This window comes from Pseudomonas sp. TE24901 (assembly GCF_054058375.1).
In genome coordinates this window covers 101,022-123,896 of sequence record NZ_JBSSAF010000006.1, presented here as the reverse complement: position 1 = coordinate 123,896, position 22,875 = coordinate 101,022, and the positions used below count along the sequence as shown (strand labels likewise).

Below are 22,875 nucleotides of genomic sequence, written 5' to 3'. Positions count from 1 at the left end.
GATCAAGACTAGCGGATTGGGCAACAACGCGCGGCAGGAAATTCCACCTGCGCTTGCCGTGGGTCAATTCAAAGCCCATTGATCAGCTAGAATGGCCGCCTTGCCTTTACCGAGCCGCCCATGACCCCCATCACCCCTGCCCAGCTCGACTGGGACGAACAAGGCCGCCCGCACTCGCGGGTCTTCGACGATGTGTACTTCTCCGACAAGTCCGGCCTTGAAGAAACCCGCTATGTGTTCCTTGAACAAAACCGCTTGCAGGAGCGCTTTGCGGCTTTGCCGGTGGGCGGGAGACTGGTGATTGGTGAAACGGGGTTCGGCACCGGCTTGAATTTCCTGTGCGCCTGGCAATTGTTCGAGCAGCAGGCGGTGGCCGGTGCGCACCTGCATTTTGTCAGCGTGGAGAAATACCCGCTGAGCCACGCCGACCTGCAACGGGCCCTCGCCCTCTGGCCCGAGCTGCAACCCTTTGCCGAGCAATTGCTGGCGCAGTACATCGCCATCCACCAGGGCTTCCAACGCCTGGTGCTGGACAACGGCCGCGTAACGCTGACCCTGTTGATCGGCGACGTGCTGGAGCAATTGCCGCAGCTGGACGCGCAAATCGATGCATGGTTTCTCGACGGCTTCGCCCCGGCAAAAAACCCTGAGATGTGGACCGCCGAGCTGTTCGCCCAACTGGCACGCCTGGCAGCCCCCGGCTCGACCATCAGCACCTTCACCAGCACCGGCTGGGTTCGCCGCTTGATCAATGCGGCCGGTTTCAAGATGAAGCGCACGCCAGGCATCGGCCACAAGTGGGAGATCCTGCGCGGTGAGTTCCTCGGCTGGCCCTCGCAAGCACCTGCGCCGCCGCCCGCCAAACCCTGGTTCTCACGCCCGCCGGCACTCGATGGCGAACGCCATGCCATGGTCATCGGCGGCGGCCTGGCCGGTTGCGCCACCGCGGCCAGCCTCGCCGCCCGTGGCTGGCGTGTCAGTCTGCTGGAGCGGCATGCCGCCCTAGCCCAGGAAGCCTCAGGCAACCCCCAGGGTGTGCTGTACCTCAAGCTGTCGGCCCACGGCACGGCGTTGTCGCAATTGATCCTGAGTGGTTTCGGCCACACCCGGCGTCTGCTGGAACACCTGCACCGGGGTCTCGACTGGGAGGGCTGCGGCGTGTTGCAACTGGCGTTCGACGCCAAGGAAGCTGAGCGTCAGGCGCAACTGGCCGAGGCCTTTGCGCCTGAGCTGCTGCACCTGTTGGACCGCGACCAGGCTCAGCGACAAGCCGGCATCGAGCTGGCCCACGGTGGGCTGTTTTTCCCCGAAGGTGGCTGGGTCCACCCGCCGGCGCTGTGCCAATGGCAGGCGACGCACCCGTTGATCAATGTCCTCACCCATCACCATGCCGTCGAGTTGCAGCGCGTCGATCAGCAGTGGCAGGCCCATGACGGCGACACGCTGCTGGCCAGCGCCAGCGTGGTGGTACTGGCCGGCGCCGCCGAGATCAGACAGTTCCCCGCCAGCCGCGAGCTACCCCTCAAACGCATTCGCGGGCAGATCACGCGGCTGGCGCAAACCCCGGCGAGCGAAGCGTTGACTACGGTGGTGTGCGCCGAAGGGTACGTCGCGCCGGCACGCCTGGGAGAGCATACCCTCGGCGCCAGTTTCGACTTCAAGAACGACGACCTGACACCCACAGCCGCCGAGCACGCGGGCAACCTGACGATGCTGCGGGAGATCTCCGAAGACTTGCTGCATCGCCTGGGCGCCGAAACCCTGGCGCCCGAACACATGGAAGGCCGCGCCGCGTTTCGTTGCACCAGCCCCGACTACCTGCCCATCGTCGGGCCACTGGCCGATTTCACTGCGTTCAACCAGGCCTATGCCGTACTGGGCAAGGATGCCCGGCAAGTGCCGGACACTCCCTGCCCCTGGCTGCCTGGCCTGTACATCAACAGTGGCCATGGCTCGCGCGGGCTGATCACCGCACCGTTGTGCGGCGAACTGCTGGCAGCCTGGCTCAATGACGAACCGCTGCCCGTGCCGGCCAGTGTCGCCGAGGCGTGCCATCCGAACCGGTTTGCCTTGCGCACGTTGATCCGTGGCAAGGCGCCAGCGCGTTGATCAACTGGCCGACGGCGCGCACAGGCTGAAGTCGTCCAGGCGCAACGCATCCTGAGTCAGGGTTTCGACTTCCCTGACTTCGGCCTGGCGCTGATCCCTATGGACCTCGTTCATGCGCGCGCGATACTCGGCATCCTGCAGTTCCAGCGCGTTGTCGAAGACGTCTTGCATACGTTGGCTGAATGGCGCATTCAACGCCTCGAAACGGCTGGCATGGGTGCGCTTCAAATACTCCCGCCAGAACGGCAATTCGACGATGTACTTCAACAGCGCCGGTGACAGCTCTGCGGCTTTGAGATCCAGTTGCGCCTGGTCGAGTGCCGTGCGCGAAACCTTGGCCAAATCGCTGTGGAGCATGCCCTGGGGCTGCCCTGGCAGATACACGACGCCCTTCAGCCCGGTGCGAAACGCCAGGCTGACCTCCAACGGGTCGGCGCCCGGGTGCTCCAGGCTATGACGCCGGGCGATGTGTTCCAACTGGTCGAGTCGAAACAAGCCCTTGGCCAATTTCAACAGCGGCTTGGCAGTCAGGGGTTTGCCATTGATCGCACGCGACGCCTGATGGATTTCCACCAGCACTTCCAGGCTGCTGAAATTCACGGACACCGCATCGTCGCAATTGAGGGGCGTGGCCGCGCGCTGAAAAATCTCTTCACGCAGATCGGCATCGGCCGCCGTAGCGTCGAGTACCTGCCACACCCGTCGGCTCATGTCCTCACGCACCTGCCGGGCATCCGAGGTATGGCCCAGTTCAGCCAGCAAGGTGAATAACCCGTCACTGCCGGGTTCGTTTTTAAGGCCGGACCAGGCCAGGTCCTTGTCGGCGTAATCCGCCACATGCTCATCCGCCAGCCAAGTATCCCGGGCCCGCTGTTCGTTCAAACGACTGATGTCATCTTCAAGGAACCCCATGCCGACACCCACGCGCTGACGGTAGTCGCCCAGCGCCGCGCGGCTGACGGTGGACAACGGGTTATGGCGCAGGTTGAACGCCCGAGCCCTCTCCCGGGGCAACGCCAGCAGCCAGTCGGGCAACTCGGCGATGTCGTTTTCGCGCAGGTCAACCTGTTCCAGATAGGGTAAGCCACGGGCACTGGCGGGAAAGTCCTTGAGCCGGCAGTCCCGCAGGATCAATTCGCGCAAGCCCCGCAACTGGCCTACATCCGGGGAGTCGATCAGCGGGTTGCCAGCCAGGTCGAGGCTTTTCAGGCCACGCATTTCGGCGAGTTTCTTGCGCGTGTGCTGGGTCAGTTGCAGGCGGTTGCGAGCCAGGCGCAGATGGTCGAGATCGGGCATCAGGGACAGCGCCTCTGGCAGGCGCGTCAGCCGATTGTCCGCCAGGTCCACCGAACGCAGGCGAGTGAAGTGCTTGAGAAAGTAGGTCACGTCATCGCCCAACTCCATGTTGCGCAGGGACACCTGCCGGGCCCTGTCGAAACGCACCTGGGGCGGCAGAGGCGGCAGGCTGCCCAGTGTCATGCCATCCAGCGTCAAGCCGGGCACATCGAGACGCTGCGCGTCATGCACGATGAATTGGCCGCGCCAGCAACGCTCTATGGCTTTACTGGCCTGGGCACGTCGCAGGCGGTAGTCCAACAAGGGGCCATCGGCGTCTGTGTGGCCACGACGGTCGCTGGCCCAGCGTTTGAGTGCCTGCTGCAGCGCGCCCAGTTCCACCTCCAGCCCCTGGACAGCCTTGGCGCGGCTCAAGTGATCGTGGCCTGCCCCCTGCAGGAACACGCAGATCTGTGCCGGAGACATGCCCGGGTAAAGCTTGCCGACCTTGCGCACCAGCGCCGGAGCAAACTCGACCGCGGGGCCGGGCTTGCCTTGCAACTGGCTTTGAATGCACACAACGGGCTCGTCCTCTTCCATCTGCACCCGTTCAGGCCACAGGTAACGCGCAATGCGCCCACGTTCATCCTGACTCTTGAAGCGTAACTGGCTGCGCAGGTGATCGACCGACTGCTCACCCACCAGGTTCATCGTCCGGCGCTCGGCGGCCGACAGACAATCCACCACGGCCTGGAGCAGGCCATCGGGCCCGTTGACGCGGGTATTGAGGTCTGCTGCGCGCTCATCGAAGGCCTGGAAGCCCTCGGCCGTGTGCAAGATCGTCCGGCGCACTGCGGCAGTGGCAGCGCCGACCTGATCCAGCACAGGCCCGGCCAGGCTTCCCTCGCGCAGTTGCAGCAGCAGGTCCTTGGGCCAATGCGCCAGGCGCCCGAGCATGCCGAACACCGCGCGCCGGGTCGACGCATCGGCCAACTCAGGCCAGTACAGGCCCATCAGGGCCTGGTCCTCATCGATCAGGTCGAGCATCACTCGGCTGCGCTGCGCCAACCCCAGTGACACTCGGCCGGTTTTGCGCAGGTAATGACGTTCCACCCCAGGGGCATCGCAGAACAATTCCCAGGCGACGCGACGCGGCAAACGTGGAAAGTGCGCACACAGGGCCGCCCATTCGCCAAAGGCGAAGCCATTGTAGTGTTCATACAGTTTGCGATAGAGGACGTGGTGCTGATCTTTCACGGTGTCCAGCAAACGGCGTGTGAGCAACGCCGGCGCCTCCTTGAGTTCAACGGTTTGCCCCAGCAGCGTATGGCGCTCATCCTCGGTCAAGGCCAGCAGCAAGGTGTCGGTGACCTGGCCGTCCCTGAGTTGCTGCTCGGTGATATGGATGCTCCGGTCTTCGTAGTCGAACGGCGCCAGGTCCGGGTAGCTGACCAACAGGTAGCCCTCTTCGTCCAACACCTCAAAGAAACGCCCTTCCGGCCACCCGGGCATCAGCGCCAGGGCCAGAATCTGGGTGCGTGCGGTGACGGGATCCGGGGCGTGGCCGTTTTCCAGGGTCTCGATCAGGTCCAGCACCTTGCGGTGCTGGCGCCATCGGGCCACGCCGTCCTGGAAGCGTTGTGGCAGCGCCTGGTGATCCTGCGCCCACTGCTGCAGCACCTCCAGGTCGACCTGGTTGATGGCTGCAATACGCTGCAGGCTTTCGGCAGGCACGTCGGCCAGACCTGGTGCAAGGCGCCGGAGGTGATACACAGGGTCGGTCCAGCTTTGCGGACGCTCGTGAGTTTGCTGCCATCCGCCCTGGTGGTTATGTTTGAGCGGCGGCCGATACGCCTTCGGGTTCCGCGGATGGTTGATCCGCCACAGGCCGATGGCGGGGTCATAGCTGATGTCATAGACGTGCCCATCCATGCGGATGTAAGACTTGCCATTGGCCTGGTACACCCCGCGACTGTTATTGACCCTGGGCACCTGCAGGTCCACCCCCGGCCGGTACGATGAAAGGCGTGGGCGCCACAGGCGTGGCTGGCCATCCACATGCCTGACCGCCTCCACCCCGTCGAAAAAGGGTGTCGAGGCACTCAGGCTACGCTTGAGCGAACCCACCACGCGCCCTCCTGCCGCAAACAGCACCATGGCCGCAATGTCCTCCACCACGTTCACCAGATGCCGGAGCGCCTGGGCGTTGTCGTGGTGGCTCCAGTCCTCGACCCCGTCGAACACCTCCCCCAGCAGCTGCCCAATGGCCACGCCCATCATCAATTGCCCCAGCACCGGCACGACGAAGGACGCCACATTCAACACGTCCAACCCAACGCCGAGGTAATCCAGCCAGCGTTGTTGCCGGGCATCTTCATCCACCTGCTCGACGGGTACGGCCAGCAACCGGGCGTCCAACTGGAGCTTGCCGACATAGGCACGAAAGAAAAAATCGCTGAGGTTACTGAGCACCGGCACCGCCGTAATGGCGCCCAAGGCCTGGCGCTGATCAAACTGCGTGAAAAAATTCAGGCGCTCGGATTCGTCCAGGTATTGCCCGAACACCTGTCGATACGAGGCCACCTGCAATTTCAGGGTGAGGTATTGCTCGAAATCCTGTAGGGACGGGTACTCATACCAGGGGCGTACGGGTTCATTGGGCATGTAGACGATCAGGTCTCTGGCCGGCAACTCGCCCGGCGAAGCCTCGCCGAACACCACGACGCTCCACAGGCAGGCGCCGTCGATGTTCAAGCCTTGCCAGATCAGAGGCGTTTGCGCGGCCGTCGCCTGGACGACCTGGCCGGCCGGAACATCGGCGTTGATCAACGACAGCAACCGGGCATGGATGGCCGCGCTGATATGTTGCTTGCCCAGGGCAATATGCAGGTCGATCAGTACGTCTGAACGCTTGACCGAACCCACGGCCACCGCCATCGCGTTGTAGCTCAGCCCCAGTGGAGGTTCACCGGGGGCCGGCAAACTGAACACTTCTCGCAGATGGGCCTGGTAGGCACTGCCCAGGTCCAGTGCGCGGCAATAGCCCACGAACTGCCGCGCGGTCATTCCAGGCGCCAGGCTTGCGTCCTCGCCCCGGCGAATCACGGTATCGTCCGGCAACCCACCGGGTTCGGCTTCCGCGGCCGTGAAGTTCTGCATGGCCGCCTGCAACAGGCTGGGCCTTTCCACTCTCGCCGTTTCCAGCAAAACGCCGGTGACGTAGAGCCCCACTCCGAAGGGTTGGCGTCGGGATCGCTCCAGGTAATCGAGGCGCACATCCAGCCCGATATGCCCCTGGGCGATCAGGTAAGCGCGCAGTTTTTCCGCGCAAAAACGGTCCAGTGGCTGCAGCGCGCGCAGGCGTTCGGTCAATTCCCTTCTCGACGTTTCACTGTGACTGTGCGCCTGCTCGATGGCCGACAGCGTCTGCGGTGGCGCTTGAACCATCCACAGCGGCAGTCGCTCGCGCAACACCCGGGCCTTGTCCAGGTCGCCGGTGATCTCCAGCAACCCCGCGTCCAGCTCATCGGCGGTCATCGGCGCAACCAGCGCCTGTACATCTCGTGTTTCAGTCATCCCAACCGTCCCTCATGCCGTCAATGATGACCGGATACGATAAGCCCGGCTGTCGCCCTGAAAGATTCAAATTCCCATGCTTTGCGCGCCCACATGCTCAAGATTCTGGTTCTAAACCAGCAGCTGTTACCGCCACAGGTGTGCAGCCCGCGCAACGCCTGCACAGCAGTCGCGGCGCCTACGGCTATGTGCCTTATAACTTATCGGTCTAAAACTCCACGGATAGCACTGGGTCAGTTTCTGGGTACGCGCCCTCAGGGCGTATTGAGTTTAAAAACCTCCCCAACGGAAAAACCGGTAAGGAATTTATGTGCGGATTAGCTGGAGAATTACGTTTCGATGCCCAACCTGCCGACCTGGCTGCGATTGAGCGCATCACCCATCATTTGGCCCCCCGTGGCCCCGACGCCTGGGGCTTCCACGCCCAAGGGCCGATTGCCCTGGGCCACCGACGCCTGAAAATCATGGACCTGTCGGACGGCTCGGCCCAACCGATGGTCGACGCCCACCTGGGCCTGTCCTTGGCCTTCAACGGCGCCATCTACAACTTCCCGGAACTGCGAGAAGAGCTGGAAGCCCTGGGCTACGCCTTCTATTCCGGTGGCGACACCGAAGTGCTGCTCAAGGGTTACCACGCCTGGGGCGAAGCCCTGCTGCCCAAGCTCAACGGCATGTTTGCCTTTGCCATCTGGGAGCGTGACGCTCAGCGGCTGTTCATTGCCCGCGACCGTCTCGGCGTGAAGCCGTTGTACCTGTCGCGCACCGGCCAGCGCCTGCGATTTGCTTCCACACTGCCAGCCTTGCTCAAGGGCGGCGATATCAACCCGATCCTCGATCCGGTGGCGCTCAACCATTACCTGAACTTCCACGCCGTGGTGCCGGCCCCGCGTACCCTGCTGGCGGGCATTGAAAAACTGCCACCGGCCAGTTGGATGCGCATCGACGCCAGCGGCAAGACCGAACAGAAAACCTGGTGGACCCTGCCTTACGGCCCGCGTGAAGACGAAAAGCACCTGACGCTGGAAGACTGGACCGACCGCGTCCTGGACAGCACCCGCGAAGCCGTGGCCATCCGCCAACGTGCGGCGGTGGACGTGGGCGTGCTGCTGTCAGGCGGTGTGGATTCGAGCATGCTCGTCGGCCTGTTGCGCGAAGTCGGCGTGGAAGACCTGTCGACCTTCTCCATCGGCTTTGAAGACGCCGGCGGCGAGCGCGGTGACGAGTTCCAGTATTCGGACCTGATCGCCAAGCACTACGGCACACGCCATCACCAGTTGCGGATTGCCGAACGCGAGATCATCGAGCAACTGCCAGCCGCGTTCCGTGCCATGAGCGAGCCGATGGTCAGCCACGACTGCATCGCCTTCTACCTGCTGTCGCGGGAAGTGGCCAAGCATTGCAAGGTGGTGCAAAGCGGCCAGGGCGCCGATGAGCTGTTCGCCGGTTACCACTGGTACCCGCAGGTGGACGGCGCCAGCGATCCGTATGCGGCGTACCGCGAGGCGTTCTTTGATCGCAGCTACGACGACTACGCTGCCACCGTCGCGCCTAAGTGGCTGACCGCCAACGACGCGGCCGGTGACTTCGTGCGCGAGCATTTCGCGATGCCGGGTGCCAATGCGTCGGTGGACAAGGCCCTGCGCCTGGACAGCACGGTGATGCTGGTGGACGACCCGGTCAAACGCGTCGACAACATGACCATGGCCTGGGGCCTGGAAGCGCGCACGCCGTTTCTCGATTACCGCCTGGTGGAACTCTCGGCCCGTGTGCCGGGTAAGTTCAAGCTGCCCGATGGCGGCAAACAGGTGTTGAAAGAAGCCGCGCGCCGGGTCATCCCCAGTGAAGTCATCGACCGCAAGAAGGGCTATTTCCCGGTGCCGGGCCTCAAGCATTTGCAAGGCGACACCCTGAACTGGGTGCGCGAACTGCTGCTGGACCCGAGTCAGGATCGTGGCCTGTTCAACCCTGCGATGCTCGACCGCCTGCTCACCGACCCGCAAGGCCAACTGACACCGCTGCGCGGCTCCAAGCTGTGGCAACTGGCGGCGCTGAACCTGTGGCTCAGTGAACAAGGAATCTGATCGATGAAACCCCATGCAGCGGCTTACAGCCAACGCCTGCTCAAGGGCCAGGCGCCCTCCTACGAGCGCCTGCAAGCCCGGCTGGCCGAAGACGGCAGTCCTTCGAGCGCCGAACCGATTGCCGTGCACTGCGGTTGGGGCCGGTTGCTGATCGGGCATACCTTCCCAGACCCTGCGAGCCTGGCCCAGGAGCTGCTCAACGAGCAGCCCGGAGAGCGGGATATCGCGTTGTACGTGGCCGCGCCCCAGCAGATCCTGGGGATCGACCCGCAGCAACTGTTCCTCGACCCCTCCGACACCCTGCGCCTGTGGTTCACCGACTACCGCCCGGCCACCCGGGTGTTTCGCGGCTTTCGCATTCGCCGGGTGCAGACCGAGGCGGATTGGGCAGCGGTCAACCAGCTGTACCAGGGACGCGGCATGTTGCCGGTGGACGCTGAACGCCTTACGCCGCGCCATCAAGGTGGCCCGGTGTACTGGCTGGCCGAAGACGAAGACAGCGGCGCGGTGATCGGCAGCGTGATGGGTCTCAACCACCAGAAGGCCTTCCATGACCCGGAAAACGGTTGCAGCCTGTGGTGCCTGGCGGTCGATCCGCAATGCACGCGCCCAGGCGTCGGTGAGGTACTGGTGCGTCACCTGGTGGAGCATTTCATGAGCCGTGGCCTGAGCTACCTGGACCTGTCGGTGTTGCACGATAACCGCCAGGCCAAGAGCCTCTACGCCAAGCTCGGTTTTCGTGCACTGACCACCTTTGCGATCAAGCGCAAGAACGGCATCAACCAGCCGTTGTTCCTTGGCCCGGGCCCCCAGGCAGGGTTCAACCCCTATGCGCGGATCATCGTCGAGGAAGCCCATCGGCGCGGCATCGATGTGCAGGTGGACGACGCCGATGCCGGCCTGTTCACCTTGAGCCACGGCGGGCGCCGTGTGCGCTGCCGCGAGTCGTTGAGCGACCTGACCAGCGCCATCAGCATGACCCTTTGTCAGGACAAGAGTTTGACTCACAAGGTGCTCAAGGCCGCCGGTTTGAAACTGCCGTCGCAGCAATTGGCGGGCAGTGCCGATGACAACCTGGAGTTTCTCGACGAGCACCAGCGCATCGTGGTCAAGCCACTCGATGGCGAGCAGGGCCAGGGTGTGGCAGTGGACCTGCAGAACATCGAAGAGGTGCAGAAAGCCATTGAAGCGGCGCGCCAGTTCGACAGCCGCGTGCTGCTGGAAAGCTTTCATGAAGGCCTGGACCTGCGCATCCTGGTGATCGGTTTTGAGGTGGTCGCCGCCGCGATCCGCCGTCCGGCCGAGGTGACCGGCGACGGTCATCACTCCATTGGCGCGCTGATCGAGGCCCAGAGCCGGCGCCGCCAGGCGGCCACCGATGGCGAGAGCAAGATCCCCCTCGACGCCGAAACCCAGCGCACCCTCCACGCGGCCGGTTACGACTACAGCAGCATTCTGCCACGTGGCCAGACCCTGGCCGTGCGCCGCACCGCCAACCTGCACACCGGGGGCTGCCTGGAGGACGTCACCGCGATCCTGCACCCCACGCTGGTGGACGCCGCCGTGCGTGCCGCCCGTGCACTGGATATCCCCATGGTGGGCCTGGACCTCATGGTGCCGGCCGCCGATCAACCCGAGTACGTGTTTATCGAAGCCAACGAACGGGCCGGACTGGCCAACCATGAGCCGCAGCCAACGGCTGAGCGGTTTGTGGACCTGCTGTTTCCCCACAGTTAGCTGACTGCTTGAGAGGTGGGGTGCCTGCACTGGCCCTATCGCAGGCAAGCCAGCTCCCACATTGGAATGCGATCACCTGTGGGAGCCGGGCTTGCCCGCGATGAGGCCTTTACAGGCACTACATCCTGACAAGCCAATAGGAGTCTTTATGAGCCGAACCATCCCCGAACCCGATCTCAACTACCTGCAGAAAGTGCTGCTGGAAATGCTCGCCATCCCCAGCCCCACCGGGTTCACCGACACCATCGTGCGCTACGTCGCCGAGCGCCTGGAAGAACTGGGCATCCCCTTTGAAATGACCCGGCGCGGCACCATTCGCGCCACCCTCAAAGGCCAGAAGAACAGCCCCGACCGCGCGGTGTCGGCACACTTGGACACCATCGGTGCCGCCGTGCGCGCCATCAAGGACAATGGCCGGCTGAGCCTGGCCCCGGTGGGCTGCTGGTCGAGCCGCTTTGCCGAGGGCAGCCGCGTCAGCCTGTTCACCGATAACGGCGTGATCCGGGGCAGCGTGCTGCCGCTGATGGCCTCCGGGCATGCGTTCAACACCGCCGTGGATGAAATGCCGGTGAGCTGGGACCACGTGGAGCTGCGCCTGGATGCCTACTGCGCCACCCGCGCCGACTGCGACTCCCTGGGGATCGGCATCGGTGACTACGTGGCCTTCGACCCCCTGCCCGAATTTACCGAAAGCGGGCACATCAGCGCCCGTCACCTCGACGACAAGGCCGGCGTGGCCGCCCTGCTCGCCGCGCTCAAGGCGATCGTCGACAGCGGCGAGCCCTTGCTGATCGACTGCCACCCGCTGTTCACCATCACCGAGGAAACCGGCAGCGGCGCGGCAGCCGCCTTGCCATGGGACGTGAGTGAGTTTGTCGGCATCGACATCGCCCCGGTCGCCCCCGGGCAACATTCCAGCGAACATGCGGTGAGTGTGGCGATGCAGGATTCCGGTGGCCCTTATGACTATCACCTGTCCCGTCACCTGCTGCGCCTGGCCTCGGACAACGAGCTGCCGGTGCGTCGAGACCTGTTCCGTTATTACTTCAGCGATGCGCATTCGGCGGTCACGGCCGGGCACGATATCCGCACTGCCTTGCTGGCATTCGGTTGCGATGCGACCCACGGTTACGAGCGCACGCACATCGACAGCCTTGCGGCGCTGAGCCGCTTGCTGGGGGCCTACATCCTCAGCCCACCCGTGTTCGCCAGCGATGCGCAGCCCGCCCAGGGCTCCCTGGACCGGTTCAGCCACCAGCTGGAACATGAGACACAGATGGAGAGCGACACGCGAGTGCCGTCGGTGGACAGCCTGGTCGGACAGAAGTCCTGACACGGGCAACTGCTGGTCACAAGAGCCCCGGCGCAGTAGGATCGCCGGGACTCACTACCCGAGGCTTGTATGCTGATTCCCTACGACGCACTTGAAGTCGACACCCTGACCCGCCTCATCGAAGACTTCGTCACCCGCGACGGCACCGACAACGGCGATGAAACGCCCCTGGAAACCCGTGTTCTGCGTGTGCGTCAGGCACTGACCAAGGGCCAGGCGCTGATCGTGTTCGACCCTGAAAGCGAGCAATGCCAATTGATGCTCAAGCACGATGTGCCCAAGCATCTGCTCGACTGAGGGAGGCTCAGGGGTTGGGCACCGCGTGGGCAGCGGTGCCCTGGCGCTCAAGGATTTTCTGATACACCTCGGCCCGGTGCACGTGCACCCCGGTCGGTGCTTCCACACCAAATTTCACCTGGGGCCCATTCAACTCGAGGATGTGCAGGGTGATGTCATCGCCGATGGAGATGACTTCGCCTACGGCGCGGCTTAAGACCAGCATGGCGGTTGTCCTTATTCAGTGACAGGACCTTGACCATGCGCGCTAGAGCAGGCGGGCATCAATGCCTTGCGGCCAAATCAGGCCGCACCTACACCACAAGGTAACTTACCTGACAGACTGCGACCCAATCAGCCTTTGGCTGCCTGGGCCTTGGCGCGCATCTTGTCCGCCATGCTTGTCATCTCGTCGTACAGCAGCTGCGGGTTTTTCTGCTTCAGCGCCCAGGCCATGCGGCCCTGCTCGTGAGGCAGGATCATGAACTCGCCCTGGGCCACCTGCTGGTAAATGTAATCGGCGATATCGGCCGCTGAGATCGGCGAGCTTTCCAGCAACTTGCCCACCTGGGCTTTCATTGCCGGGGTTGGCCCACGGAAGGAATCCAGCAGGTTGGTCTGGAAGAACGACGGGCAGACCACGTGCACCCCCACCTCCTGCTGCTTGAGCTCCACCAGCAGGCTTTCCGACAAAGCCACCACGCCGGCCTTGGCCACGTTGTAGTTGCTCATCGCCGGGCCTTGCATCAAGGCCGCCATCGACGCGATGTTGATGATGCGCCCCTTGCTCTTTTCCAGCAGCGGCAGGAACGCCTTGCAGCCCTTGACCACGCCCATCAGGTTGATTGCGATCTGCCAATCCCAGTCCTCCAGGGACAATTCGGCGAAGAAGCCGCCCGAGGCCACGCCGGCGTTGTTGACGATGACATCGATACCGCCGAGCTTGACCTCGCAGGCCTGGGCAAATGCCGTGAGCTGGCTGTAGTCGCGCACGTCGCAACGCTGCACAAAGCCGTCACCGCCGACCTCGCGCACCCGCTTCAGGGTTTCCTGCAAGCCCGGCTCGCTGACGTCCGACAAGGCCAGTTGCCAACCCTCGCGCGCCCAGCGCAGAGCGATTTCGCGACCCAGGCCGGACCCGGCGCCAGTGATCATCATGCGATTTTGCATAGGAAGTAGCCTTGTGGTTCACGGAAGAAGTGATCGGCAGTGTAGCGAAGGTTTTTCCTACACCCACGTACCATCCAATTGATGAATGCCTCAGGCAAACCGGCGCCCGGGTGCGACGGCGGCCTATAGCGCAAGTTCAATAATTTTCAACTAGACAGATGAAGTTGCGAGCGTATTAAAAGAAATAACACGGCGTGCAAAATGCTTTAAAAAAATAGTGAATTTTCTGCGAAGTGCCAGAGTCGGAGTTGTTAAGGCGTTCGTAAATAAACGGACCTTACTTTAAATAACCGGTCTTTGCAGAAGGCCTATAAGGAAGATAAACCATGAGCCTCATTCTGATCATTATCCTGATCCTCCTGCTGGTCGGTGGCCTGCCAGTGTTCCCGCACTCGCGTAACTGGGGTTACGGCCCCTCGGGTATCCTCGGTGTTGTACTGGTGGTGCTTCTGGTGCTGTTGTTACTCGGTCGGATATAAAACCCAGGCAAAAAAAAGAGGCCTCCAAGAGGCCTCTTTTTTATTGCCGATTAGTTAGTCCGGCTTGCCATCAACCACACCCGCGGTGTTATCCAACAGGCTCTTGGTAGCGGTTTGCAGGAACGACTCGAGTTTCTGCTTAAGCGCCGCCTCGTCCGGCGATTCAGGAATCACTTTGCCCGTGGGGTTTTCACCCAATTCGTATTCCCACAGCTTGGGTGGCATTTCCTTGGGCAATACCAGCACGCGATCAGCAGTGAGCAAGGCCACGGTCTGGTCGCTGCCCGATGGCTTGATCACGCCGAAGCCCTTGTCGCCTTCCGGCAGGTTCAGCAGGTCACGGCCCCAGCACTGGTGCAGGGTGTCGCCACCGAGGCGGCCCATGATGGTCGGCACGATGTCGATCTGAGTGCCCACGGTGTGGTCACGCTGGCCGAATTTTTCCTGGATACCCGGTGCGATCATCAGCATCGGCACGTTGAAACGGCCCAGGTCCATTTCGGTGATCTGCTGCTCGTTGCCAAACCCGTGGTCACCCACCACCACGAACAGGGTTTCCTTGAAGTACGGCTCTTTGCGCGCCTTCTCGAAGAACTGGCCCAAGGCCCAGTCGGAGTAGCGCATGGCGGTCAAGTGCTCGTCCAGGCTGCCACGGCCGGTGACCTTGTCGACCGGCAAAGGCGTCGGCAAGGCATACGGGGTGTGGTTGGACAGGGTCTGCAGCAGCGCATAGAACGGCTTGCCGCTTTCACCGCGCGTTTTCAGCTCTTCCAGGCCACGGTTGAACATGTCCTGGTCGGACACGCCCCACGTCGGGTCGGAGAACACCGGGTTGACGAAGTCATTGCGGCCGATGAAGTTGGTCATGCCCTGGTTGCTGAAGAAGCCCGACTGGTTGTCCCAGGCAAAGTCGCCGTTATAGACGTACACGTCGTCAAACTTGCGCGCGCTGAGCAGCTGCGGCAGGCCCGACAGCTTGTGGCTGCCTTCCGGGGTTTGCATCAGGTATTCGAAGCCCGGCAGGTTCGGGAAGCAGGCCATGGTGGCAAACATACCCTGGTGGGTGTGGGTGCCGTTGGAGAAGAAGCGATCGAACAGCAGGCCTTCCTTGGACAGCTTGTCGAAGTAAGGCGTGATGTTGCCGGGACGGCCCAAGGCGCCCACCGAGTGACCGGCGAAGCTTTCCATCAGGATCACCACCACGTTCTTGATCGGCAGGGTTTTCTCGGCCGGTGGCGTGTAGTCACGGCGCACGGCAGCGGTGTCGGTGTCCACCAGCTTCTCGGCCGGCAGTACCAGCATGTCGCGCACGGTCTGGGTGGCCAGCGGCTGCTCCAGGGTGGCCTTCCAGATGTTGGAACGCTCTTCGGAGAAACGCGACTTGGCGGCGGCGATCAGCGACAGAGTACCGTTGAGGCCCAGTTGGTTGGCGAAGTTCGATTCGGTGGTGTAGACGTCACCCCAACGCAGTGGCGGGCCCTGGCGCAGGGTGCCACGGATGGCGACCACGGCGATCAACAGGCAGACCACGAACACCGCAATGCGTGTGTACCACGGCGCCACTTGGCGGGTGCCGATGCTGCCGCCACTGAACGGGCCACGGGGGCGCGTTGCACGGTCGGCGCCCTTGAAGGCGATGCTCAGGATCAGCGTGCCTACGGCCCACGCCAGCAGGTAGCGCACCACCGGGAAACCGTACCAGAGCATGCTCATCACGGTTTTCGGGTCTTCCTTCACGTACTGGAAAACCAGGCCATTGAGGCGCTGGTGGAACTCACGGTAGAAGTCCATTTCCATCAGGCCCAGGAACAGGCAAATGCTGGACGCGACGGTCAGCCACAAACGGAAGAACCCACGTGCCGCCATGGCCCGCACGCTGAACAGAGCCAACAGCAGCGGCACCAGCACGTACATCACCAGGCGGATATCCAGGCGCAGGCCGTTGGCAAACGCTTCCAGGAATGTCGAGGCCGGTGTGTCGAGGATCATCTCGCGGTTGTAGACCAGCAGCGCAAGGCGCAGCAGGGAGAACATCACCATCATGACCAGTGCGCAGAGCAGCGTGTACGCCAGATGGGATTTGACGGTCGGTTGCAGCAAGCGATTAGAAGCTCGCTGCTGACTCAGGGCGTCCGGGTTTGCCATGTCGTTTAAGGACCCATTGGAAGTTAAAGTTGCGAAATATTGCAGCGTCTTCCTACCGACACTCAAGCATGTAGGAAAACAGAGGCGGCGCTTTGGCGCGAATGGTGCCCCATCACTGCCAGCAACGCTATGGTTTACTGAGGATTAGCGCTTCTTTGTGGTGTTTTCCCTGGCATGAAAAAGATCTTTCCGGCAGAGAGTCGAAGCGTGGGAATTATCCGAGGGGAGTTGTGAAAATTCTGTGCAGCGAATATTTCGACACATAAATTTCTGGACGCATACAAAACAATGTGGGAACGAGCCGCCCGCAAAAACAGTGTGTCAGCCTGAGTTTCTGGCACTGATCCACCGCATTCGCGGGCAAGTCGAATCGTCGCACCGCCGCGCCCACATTGACTGTGTCCGCTTCGAATCGAGGGGGGATCAGATCCGCACGTTGCCACGCGGCCCGGCAATCGCCCAGATGATCAGGCCCAATACCGGCAACAACAGGATCAACAGGATCCACAGCACTTTGGCACCCGTGCTCGCGCCGCTTTTGAACACGTTGATGATCGCCCAGATGTCCAGGGCGAGAATGATCAGCCCGATCAGGCTATTAAACGTGGAACCCATGGTGTCGCTCCTTAGTGAGGGGCATGCACTTGTAGGATAGTCAGCCCTGCCAGGGGTTCCGTTTTATTTCAGACGTGCAGGGCAATGCGCAACGCTTCCAACGATGGCTCGCCCTTGATGCCCACTTCGGCACACAGCTCCAGCACGCGCGGCAAGTCGTTGCCGTAGACCAGCACGGCCTGGATTTCGTCATCGAGCAACTGGCTGAAGTTGAGCAGCACGTAGCCACCGTCTTCCGGGCTGAGGGCGCTCATCTGGATCTGGATACGGTTGAGCGCCGTGAGGTCTTCGGCCTTGGCCAGTTGCTTGGGCTTGAGGTTGAACGCCACGCCAGGGCCGAACGAGGCGACGATCTGGGCGAACAGGTCGCCGTAGGTGTCGGCCTGGAACAGCACGGTATCGGGCAGGCTGCCGACCACGACCCACTCCCCCAGCGGAATAGGGAAGGTGTCGTCGTAGTTGATATCCGGGTTGGCCGCCAGAAAGGCCGCAGGGTCGGCGTAGGCCTGGGCCGCTTCATCGGCGATGCGCGCCACTTCGTCCTCGCCCATGACGCCGGCGCTGATTTTGCTGATGAGTTCGACGAGGGCGGTTTTCATGGAGCGATCCTGTGGCGGGCGGGTTTTCGAGGGCGCGTAGCCTACACCAGTTTCTGCAGCTGCGCCGCCGTATCCACCGCGCCCATGGTTTGCGCCGCTGCCAACGCGGTGGCGCCCTGGGCATCAGCGGCCTTGGGGTTGGCGCCCTGGCCGAGCAGGTACTCGACCATTTCGACACGGTTGAACATCGCCGCCATCATCAACGCCGTACGCCCGTCGGAAGAGGCCGCATCCACCGGCGCTCCGCCTTCAATCAGCGCCTTGACCACCGCCAGGTTGCCCTTGAACGCCGCACCGGCCATGGGCAATTGGTTCTTGTCGTTGGCGATCTGTGGGTCGGCCTTGAATTCCAGCAGCACTTTCACCGCCTCGGCGTGGCCGTGATAGGCCGCGAGCATCAGCAACGTGTCGCCATTGTGGTTACGGAAGTTGGCGGGCAAGCCCTTGGCCAGCAACGCTGCGAGCATGGCTGCGTCGCCGCGGCGGGCCACGTCGAAGACCTGTTCGGCAAATTCGGCGGCTTCGTCTTCGGTCATTTGTTTGGCGTGGTCTGACATGTGGGGCTCCTTGTCTGGTGCTTTATAGGCGCCCAGTGTCGCGAGGGAGTTCCCACCTGTCATGGCTTTTTTGTCAAAAGCGGCCATAGGCAGAATCAATAACGCCGCCTTTAATAACGAAAGTGCCCACCCTGAATCTGCGCCAACAGTTGACCGGTCACCGGCACGTAGCAGTCCGAACCCGGCAGCCACGCATAGACCGGGTCATTGCCCGCCTTCTCCGGGTCAAAGGCCTCCTCCTTGAGCTTGACCTTCTGGTACTTGAACGTGCCGGTGGTTTCCATCTTCACCTTGATCCGCAGGAACAGCGGCACCGCATAGTGGGGCAACTGGCCGTGGGCGAACCGCAACAATTCACGCATGTCCAGTGAGGCCAGGGACTCGCTCGGCGTGATGGCGACCATCCCGGCACGGCCGTTGGTGTTTTCGATCTCCACGCCATAGGCCACCACTTCGGCGATCTGCGGGTGTTGCAGCAACACGTTCTCGACTTCGGTTGTGGACACGTTTTCACCCTTCCAGCGGTAGGTGTCCCCCAGGCGGTCGACGAATTGCGCGTGACCAAAGCCGATGCTGCGCACCAGGTCGCCGGTATTGAAGTAGCGGTCGCCCTTTTCGAACACGTCGGTGAGGATCACCTTGCGGTTCTTTTCCGGGTCGGTGTAGCCGTCATAGGGTGACTTTTCATCGATCCTGGCCAGCAACAGGCCCTGCCCGCCTTTTTTCACTTTCAGCATGAAACCATCGCTGCCACGCACCGGCTCTCCCGTGTCGTGGGCGTAGTCCACCAGCGCCCAGTGCTGCAGGCAAAAGCCGACGGTGTTGTCGAAATTCAAGATATTGGTGAAGCCGATATTGCCGTCGCTGGCGGCATACAACTCGCAGATATGCGCCACGCCATGACGCGCCTTGAACTGCGCCCACACCCCAGGCCGCAGGCCGTTGCCGACCATCTTGGTCACGCTGTGATCACGGTCTTTTTCGCTGGCGGGCTGGTCGAGCAGGTAGCGGCACAACTCACCGACATAACCGAGGGTGGTGGCCTTGAACCTGCGGGCATCATCCCAGAACTGGCTGGCGCTGAACTTGCGCCGGATGGCGAACCCCGACGCACCGACAATCGCCGAGCCCCAGCACACACACAGGCCGGTGGCGTGGTACAGCGGCAGGGTGCAATAAAGGACATCCTCCAGCCCCATGTCCAGGGCAATGCTGCCGAAGCTGACGGCGGTCTTGGTCCAGCGGCCATGCTTCATGATGCCGGCCTTGGGCAACCCCGTGGTGCCGGAGGTGTAGATATAGAAGCAGGGGTCGTTGAAGAAGATTTGCGCGGTGCTCGGCGGGTTGTCCGCCGGGGACTCGGCGCTGGCGGTGATCAGGTCGACATAGCCGTCGGGCACTGCGCTGGCCTGCTGGTCGGCGACAAACCAGGTGTGCTCGGCGGGAATCTGCACCTGATGACACACCGCTTCATAGGACGCCACCAGTTCCGCCCCCACCACAATCGCTGCCGGGCTCACCAGGTTCAGGCTGTGCACCAGCGCGGCCTGGGTCTGCGCCGTATTGAGCATGGCGCAGATACCGCCCAGCTTGGCCACGGCCAGGACGCTGAGCAGCAATTCGGGGCGATTCTCGATGAACAACGCCACCACATCCCCCTTGCGGATGCCCTGGTCATGCAGGTAGTGGGCAATGCGGTTGGCGCGACCGTTAGCCTCACGGTAGGTAAGGCAGGTATCGGCATACAGCAGCGCGACGCCATCGGGGTTGCGCAATGTGGCCTGCTCAAAATGCCAGCCCAGGCCGCAGGGCTGCGCGGGGTCGGTGACATTGGCCGCGCGCATGCCGCGCACCACCCGAGGCAGGGCCCGGACAATGGTGGGCACCTTACGCAGCATCATGCCCCAGGTGATCATGTCGTTTGGCGGTTGGCTCATGGGGAACGTCCTTTTTCTTATTCTTCGTAGGATCCTGAAACAGCGACGCTTCTGTAGGCAGGAGGTCGAATGTCTTGCAGGAAAATACGCCAGCCATTCTTGGACTGTACATGCGGGATTTGAAAAGTTTTGTATCCCGAACCCCTGCGTTCAGTTAAATGGAATTACCCCCGCAGGCAGCAGTCGATAGAAGGACAGGACGCCGAGACGTCACGGAAAAAACCCGGCCCGGATAGCGCAAAATGCAGGATGCACGATGGCCATTCATGCAAATTGCACGAAAACGAAAATCGCATATTTTTATAAGCAATTGATTTATAAGGTTTTTTATAGAGAGCCAATACTGGCACAATCACTGCACCTATCACTCCATGCTTGCCAACTTGAGCCAACGGAGCTGATAGACATGAGCCTGATCCAAGATAAATTCGCTTCTGTATTCTCCCAATACGACGTCACCACCCAGCCGCGCCCGGACGGCGGCATCCTGTTGACCCTGCGCAACAGCGAAGGCAAACAGGTCAAGCGCTCGATCTCGTACCAACAGCTGCACACCGCCGATCAACTGACCTGGGTGATCAGCGCTATTCGCCGCGACCTGGCCGAGCAAGCCAGCGAGCTGCCACAGATTTCGATGCTGCAAAGCCAGAACCGCTTTGCCCTGCCGACTTACCATTCGGCCTAAGCACCGGCACAAAAAAGGGCCGCGACGCCGTTGAGCGTCGCGGCCCTTTTTTTGCCCTCAATACAGCCCCAGGCGGGCCGCTTCGTTCATTGCCTGCACACGATTGGTGACCTGCAGCTTGCCGTAGATATTACGCAGGTGAAACTTCACGGTGGCTTCGGAGACCGCGCGAATCTGGCTGATTTCCCAGACGGTTTTCCCTTCTGCCGCCCAGCGCAAGATCTCAAGCTCTCTAACCGTAAGGGTTTTGCCCGACTGGCTCAGGCGCCTTCTTGTCGCGATCGGCGCAGTAACCGGCTTACGGCATGAATCCTCGGGGCCGCTCATGACTCTCTCCTTCTTATTATCGGATGCCCCCGCCCATCTTCGGATTCCTCCGATTGACAGACGTTATAAACATAGGGGCAGGAGAGAGTTACATAATGAAAGGAATGAAAGCATAGGGTGCCGAATAAACAGCAGGGTCTCACAGATTGTTAGGCCGCTTCCCACACCAACTTCCAACTGGCCGGGGTTGATCATTCTTACGTTTGCGCCTAGTCATCCAACCCTGGAAAGCCCGAGGCCAGGGTGTCGCCGGTGAACATCGGTACCCAGCCTTGGGCTGTATCGAACATGCGCAGTGCCACGAAGTGCGGGTTTTCACCCATGTCGAACCAGTGAGGCAAGCCGGCCGGAATCACCAGCAAATCATTCTTTTCGCAGCGCACGGCGTAGACATAGTCACCCACATGCAGGCAAAACAGGCCCTGGCCAGCCAGGAAAAAACGCGCATCGTCTTCGCTGTAGCGGCGTTCATCCAGGAACTGGGCGCGCATTTCGGCCGCTTGCGGGTGGTCGCCCGTGACACTCAGCAGCTCGACCGAGCGGTAGCCCAGGGCGTCGATCTGCGGCTGGTAGGCCGCAATCATTTCAGCCGCGCTGGCGCCCTTCTCTATCGGGCTGGGCTGCCAACGCTCGAACCGCACGCCGTGCTCGGCCAGGGTCGACACAATATCGTCGAAGTGGGTGAGCACCTTGTTCGGGGTATCAGGCGTGGCGATGTGATAAACGGCGACATAACTCATTGCACGGTTCCTCTATTCGGCTCTTGCAAGCGCAGGCCAATGATAACGGCGGCCGCCAGGGCCGCGACGCTGGCGATACTGAATGTCAGGGTCGGCCCCAGCAGGTTCCAGCTGTAGCCGGCATACAGGGCGCCCAACGCGCCACCGGTGCCGGCCAGCGCGGCATACAACGCCTGGCCCTGGCCTTGCTGGCGGTCGCCGAAGCTGCGTTGCACAAAAGCAATCGCTGCCGCATGAAAACTGCCGAACGTCGCGGCGTGCATGACTTGCGCCAGCAGCAATACCCACAGGTATTCGGCAAACGAGCCCAGCAACAACCAGCGCAGCGCGGCCAACAGAAAGCTGGCCAGCAGCACGCGGCGCACGGAGAAGCGCGTGAGAATACGGCTCATGGCCAGGAACATCAGCACTTCAGCTACCACCCCCAGCGCCCAGAGCATACCGATCACACCACGGCTGTAGCCCAGGTGTTCCAGGTGCAGGGTGAGGAAGGTGTAATACGGGCCGTGGCTCAGTTGCATCAGCGCCACGCAGGCATAGAACGCCAGCACGCCGGGGCTGAGCAGTTGCTTGAGGAAACCATCACCGGCCAGGCGATTGCCGTGGGTGGTGGGCTGTGCGTTTGGTACCCACAGGCTGGCGCCGATGATACCGGCCATGATCACCACGACCACCACCGGGTAGATGTCCAGGCTCAGCCAATCGAACAGACGGCCCATGATGACCACGGTGAGGATAAAACCGATGGAGCCCCACAGCCGCACCTGGCTGTAGCGTGAGGTCTGTTTGTACAGGTGGGCCAGGGTGATCACTTCAAACTGCGGCAGCACCGCGTGCCAGAAGAACGCATGCAGCGCCATCACCAGCGCCAGCCAAGCGTAGGTCTTGCTGACGAAGATCAGCGAAAAACTGGCCAGGGTGCACACCGCGCCGAAACGCACGATGGCCAGGCGCCGACCGGTGTAGTCCCCGAGCCAGCCCCACAGGTTGGGCGCCACGCAACGCATCAGCATGGGGATGGCCACCAGCTCGCCGATGCGCGCGCTGGAGAACCCCAGGTGATCGAAATACAGCGCCAGGAACGGTGCCGTCGCGCCCAGCAGGGCGAAGTAGAAGAGGTAGAAGCTGGAGAGGCGCCAGTAGGGGAGGGCTTGGGTCATGGTGTATTAAGGGGCTGCTTCGCAGCCCAGCGCGAGCAAGCTCGCTCGCCACAACAAGCTCGCTCATCACACAG

At 62.1% G+C, this 22,875-nt stretch carries 18 protein-coding genes; 7 read left to right on the top strand and 11 right to left on the bottom strand.

The features are described from left to right. Positions 1–120 precede the first annotated feature (120 nt). Positions 121–2,109, top strand: coding sequence for a bifunctional tRNA (5-methylaminomethyl-2-thiouridine)(34)-methyltransferase MnmD/FAD-dependent 5-carboxymethylaminomethyl-2-thiouridine(34) oxidoreductase MnmC (mnmC, locus tag ACVWVP_RS13620; protein ID WP_457406457.1), 1,989 nt, complete (start codon positions 121–123; stop codon positions 2,107–2,109). On the opposite strand, the gene ACVWVP_RS13615 is transcribed toward mnmC, so the two are convergent. Beyond that, on the bottom strand, positions 2,110–6,960 hold the full coding sequence (locus ACVWVP_RS13615; protein ID WP_457406456.1) for an NEL-type E3 ubiquitin ligase domain-containing protein: 4,851 nt from the start codon (positions 6,958–6,960) through the stop codon (positions 2,110–2,112). A gap of 308 nt (positions 6,961–7,268) precedes the next feature. Here ACVWVP_RS13615 and ACVWVP_RS13610 point away from each other — a divergent pair, with 308 nt between their 5' ends. The 4 genes from ACVWVP_RS13610 (at position 7,269) to ACVWVP_RS13595 (ending at position 12,408) form a co-directional block, all read left to right on the top strand. Then, positions 7,269–9,041 (top strand): N-acetylglutaminylglutamine amidotransferase, encoded by a 1,773-nt coding sequence (locus ACVWVP_RS13610; RefSeq protein ID WP_457406453.1) that lies wholly within the window; start codon positions 7,269–7,271, stop codon positions 9,039–9,041. Between the two features lie 3 nt (positions 9,042–9,044). Further along, positions 9,045–10,778, top strand: a complete 1,734-nt coding sequence (gene ngg / locus ACVWVP_RS13605) for an N-acetylglutaminylglutamine synthetase (RefSeq protein WP_178921387.1) — start codon at positions 9,045–9,047, stop codon at positions 10,776–10,778. A gap of 148 nt (positions 10,779–10,926) precedes the next feature. Beyond that, entirely contained in the window at positions 10,927–12,111 is a 1,185-nt protein-coding gene (locus ACVWVP_RS13600; protein ID WP_178921385.1) for an osmoprotectant NAGGN system M42 family peptidase, read from the top strand. A 69-nt stretch (positions 12,112–12,180) separates the two neighbouring features. Beyond that, positions 12,181–12,408, top strand: coding sequence for a YheU family protein (locus ACVWVP_RS13595; RefSeq protein ID WP_457406451.1), 228 nt, complete (start codon positions 12,181–12,183; stop codon positions 12,406–12,408). A 7-nt stretch (positions 12,409–12,415) separates the two neighbouring features. On the opposite strand, the gene csrA is transcribed toward ACVWVP_RS13595, so the two are convergent. Next, positions 12,416–12,613, bottom strand: coding sequence for a carbon storage regulator CsrA (gene csrA / locus ACVWVP_RS13590; RefSeq protein WP_178921383.1), 198 nt, complete (start codon positions 12,611–12,613; stop codon positions 12,416–12,418). Between the two features lie 128 nt (positions 12,614–12,741). Continuing rightward, the gene (locus ACVWVP_RS13585) at positions 12,742–13,557 is read right to left on the bottom strand and encodes an SDR family oxidoreductase (RefSeq protein WP_178921381.1); all 816 of its coding nucleotides are present in this window, start codon (positions 13,555–13,557) and stop codon (positions 12,742–12,744) included. A gap of 326 nt (positions 13,558–13,883) precedes the next feature. On the opposite strand from ACVWVP_RS13585, the gene ACVWVP_RS13580 reads away from it, so the two are divergent. After that, positions 13,884–14,036 (top strand): DUF3309 family protein, encoded by a 153-nt coding sequence (locus ACVWVP_RS13580; RefSeq protein WP_015885095.1) that lies wholly within the window; start codon positions 13,884–13,886, stop codon positions 14,034–14,036. 54 nt (positions 14,037–14,090) lie between these two features. Here the strand turns inward: ACVWVP_RS13580 and ACVWVP_RS13575 are convergent, their stop codons facing one another. From ACVWVP_RS13575 to ACVWVP_RS13555, 5 genes are all read right to left on the bottom strand, one after another. After that, on the bottom strand, positions 14,091–16,181 hold the full coding sequence (locus tag ACVWVP_RS13575) for an LTA synthase family protein (RefSeq protein WP_178921379.1): 2,091 nt from the start codon (positions 16,179–16,181) through the stop codon (positions 14,091–14,093). Positions 16,182–16,604: 423 nt separating this feature from the next. Then, entirely contained in the window at positions 16,605–16,796 is a 192-nt protein-coding gene (locus ACVWVP_RS13570; protein WP_003192770.1) for a PLDc N-terminal domain-containing protein, read from the bottom strand. Between the two features lie 68 nt (positions 16,797–16,864). Beyond that, positions 16,865–17,395: a hypothetical protein gene (locus ACVWVP_RS13565; RefSeq protein ID WP_457406448.1), complete on the bottom strand. Its 531-nt coding sequence runs from the start codon at positions 17,393–17,395 to the stop codon at positions 16,865–16,867. Between the two features lie 41 nt (positions 17,396–17,436). Next, entirely contained in the window at positions 17,437–17,952 is a 516-nt protein-coding gene (locus tag ACVWVP_RS13560) for an ankyrin repeat domain-containing protein (RefSeq protein ID WP_457406445.1), read from the bottom strand. Between the two features lie 110 nt (positions 17,953–18,062). Next, positions 18,063–19,889 carry a long-chain-acyl-CoA synthetase gene (locus ACVWVP_RS13555; RefSeq protein ID WP_457406444.1) on the bottom strand — a complete coding sequence of 609 codons (1,827 nt, stop codon included), beginning with the start codon at positions 19,887–19,889 and terminating at the stop codon, positions 18,063–18,065. 406 nt (positions 19,890–20,295) lie between these two features. On the opposite strand from ACVWVP_RS13555, the gene ACVWVP_RS13550 reads away from it, so the two are divergent. After that, entirely contained in the window at positions 20,296–20,574 is a 279-nt protein-coding gene (locus tag ACVWVP_RS13550) for a DUF3509 domain-containing protein (RefSeq protein WP_016970113.1), read from the top strand. Positions 20,575–20,631: 57 nt separating this feature from the next. On the opposite strand, the gene ACVWVP_RS13545 is transcribed toward ACVWVP_RS13550, so the two are convergent. The 3 genes from ACVWVP_RS13545 to ACVWVP_RS13535 all read right to left on the bottom strand — a co-directional run bounded on the left by ACVWVP_RS13545 (position 20,632) and on the right by ACVWVP_RS13535 (position 22,801). Further along, a complete protein-coding gene (locus ACVWVP_RS13545) occupies positions 20,632–20,901 on the bottom strand; it encodes a response regulator transcription factor (protein ID WP_178921372.1) in 270 nt (89 codons plus the stop codon). 209 nt (positions 20,902–21,110) lie between these two features. Beyond that, positions 21,111–21,641: a 1,2-dihydroxy-3-keto-5-methylthiopentene dioxygenase gene (locus tag ACVWVP_RS13540; RefSeq protein WP_457406441.1), complete on the bottom strand. Its 531-nt coding sequence runs from the start codon at positions 21,639–21,641 to the stop codon at positions 21,111–21,113. Beyond that, on the bottom strand, positions 21,638–22,801 hold the full coding sequence (locus ACVWVP_RS13535) for an MFS transporter (RefSeq protein WP_457406439.1): 1,164 nt from the start codon (positions 22,799–22,801) through the stop codon (positions 21,638–21,640). Before ACVWVP_RS13535 ends, ACVWVP_RS13540 begins: the two co-directional genes overlap by 4 nt. Positions 22,802–22,875: the final 74 nt, after the last annotated feature.

Coding starts and splice junctions, on each gene's coding strand:
- ACVWVP_RS13565 (WP_457406448.1), bottom strand. CDS start 17,395: ATGAAAACCGCCCTCGTCGAACTCATCAGCAAAATCAGCGCCGGCGTC.
- ACVWVP_RS13615 (WP_457406456.1), bottom strand. CDS start 6,960: ATGACTGAAACACGAGATGTACAGGCGCTGGTTGCGCCGATGACCGCC.
- ACVWVP_RS13580 (WP_015885095.1), top strand. CDS start 13,884: ATGAGCCTCATTCTGATCATTATCCTGATCCTCCTGCTGGTCGGTGGC.
- ACVWVP_RS13550 (WP_016970113.1), top strand. CDS start 20,296: ATGAGCCTGATCCAAGATAAATTCGCTTCTGTATTCTCCCAATACGAC.
- csrA (WP_178921383.1), bottom strand. CDS start 12,613: ATGCTGGTCTTAAGCCGCGCCGTAGGCGAAGTCATCTCCATCGGCGAT.
- ngg (WP_178921387.1), top strand. CDS start 9,045: ATGAAACCCCATGCAGCGGCTTACAGCCAACGCCTGCTCAAGGGCCAG.
- ACVWVP_RS13600 (WP_178921385.1), top strand. CDS start 10,927: ATGAGCCGAACCATCCCCGAACCCGATCTCAACTACCTGCAGAAAGTG.
- ACVWVP_RS13575 (WP_178921379.1), bottom strand. CDS start 16,181: ATGGCAAACCCGGACGCCCTGAGTCAGCAGCGAGCTTCTAATCGCTTG.
- ACVWVP_RS13545 (WP_178921372.1), bottom strand. CDS start 20,901: ATGAGCGGCCCCGAGGATTCATGCCGTAAGCCGGTTACTGCGCCGATC.
- ACVWVP_RS13585 (WP_178921381.1), bottom strand. CDS start 13,557: ATGCAAAATCGCATGATGATCACTGGCGCCGGGTCCGGCCTGGGTCGC.
- ACVWVP_RS13560 (WP_457406445.1), bottom strand. CDS start 17,952: ATGTCAGACCACGCCAAACAAATGACCGAAGACGAAGCCGCCGAATTT.
- ACVWVP_RS13595 (WP_457406451.1), top strand. CDS start 12,181: ATGCTGATTCCCTACGACGCACTTGAAGTCGACACCCTGACCCGCCTC.
- ACVWVP_RS13570 (WP_003192770.1), bottom strand. CDS start 16,796: ATGGGTTCCACGTTTAATAGCCTGATCGGGCTGATCATTCTCGCCCTG.
- ACVWVP_RS13610 (WP_457406453.1), top strand. CDS start 7,269: ATGTGCGGATTAGCTGGAGAATTACGTTTCGATGCCCAACCTGCCGAC.
- mnmC (WP_457406457.1), top strand. CDS start 121: ATGACCCCCATCACCCCTGCCCAGCTCGACTGGGACGAACAAGGCCGC.
- ACVWVP_RS13540 (WP_457406441.1), bottom strand. CDS start 21,641: ATGAGTTATGTCGCCGTTTATCACATCGCCACGCCTGATACCCCGAAC.
- ACVWVP_RS13535 (WP_457406439.1), bottom strand. CDS start 22,801: ATGACCCAAGCCCTCCCCTACTGGCGCCTCTCCAGCTTCTACCTCTTC.
- ACVWVP_RS13555 (WP_457406444.1), bottom strand. CDS start 19,889: ATGAGCCAACCGCCAAACGACATGATCACCTGGGGCATGATGCTGCGT.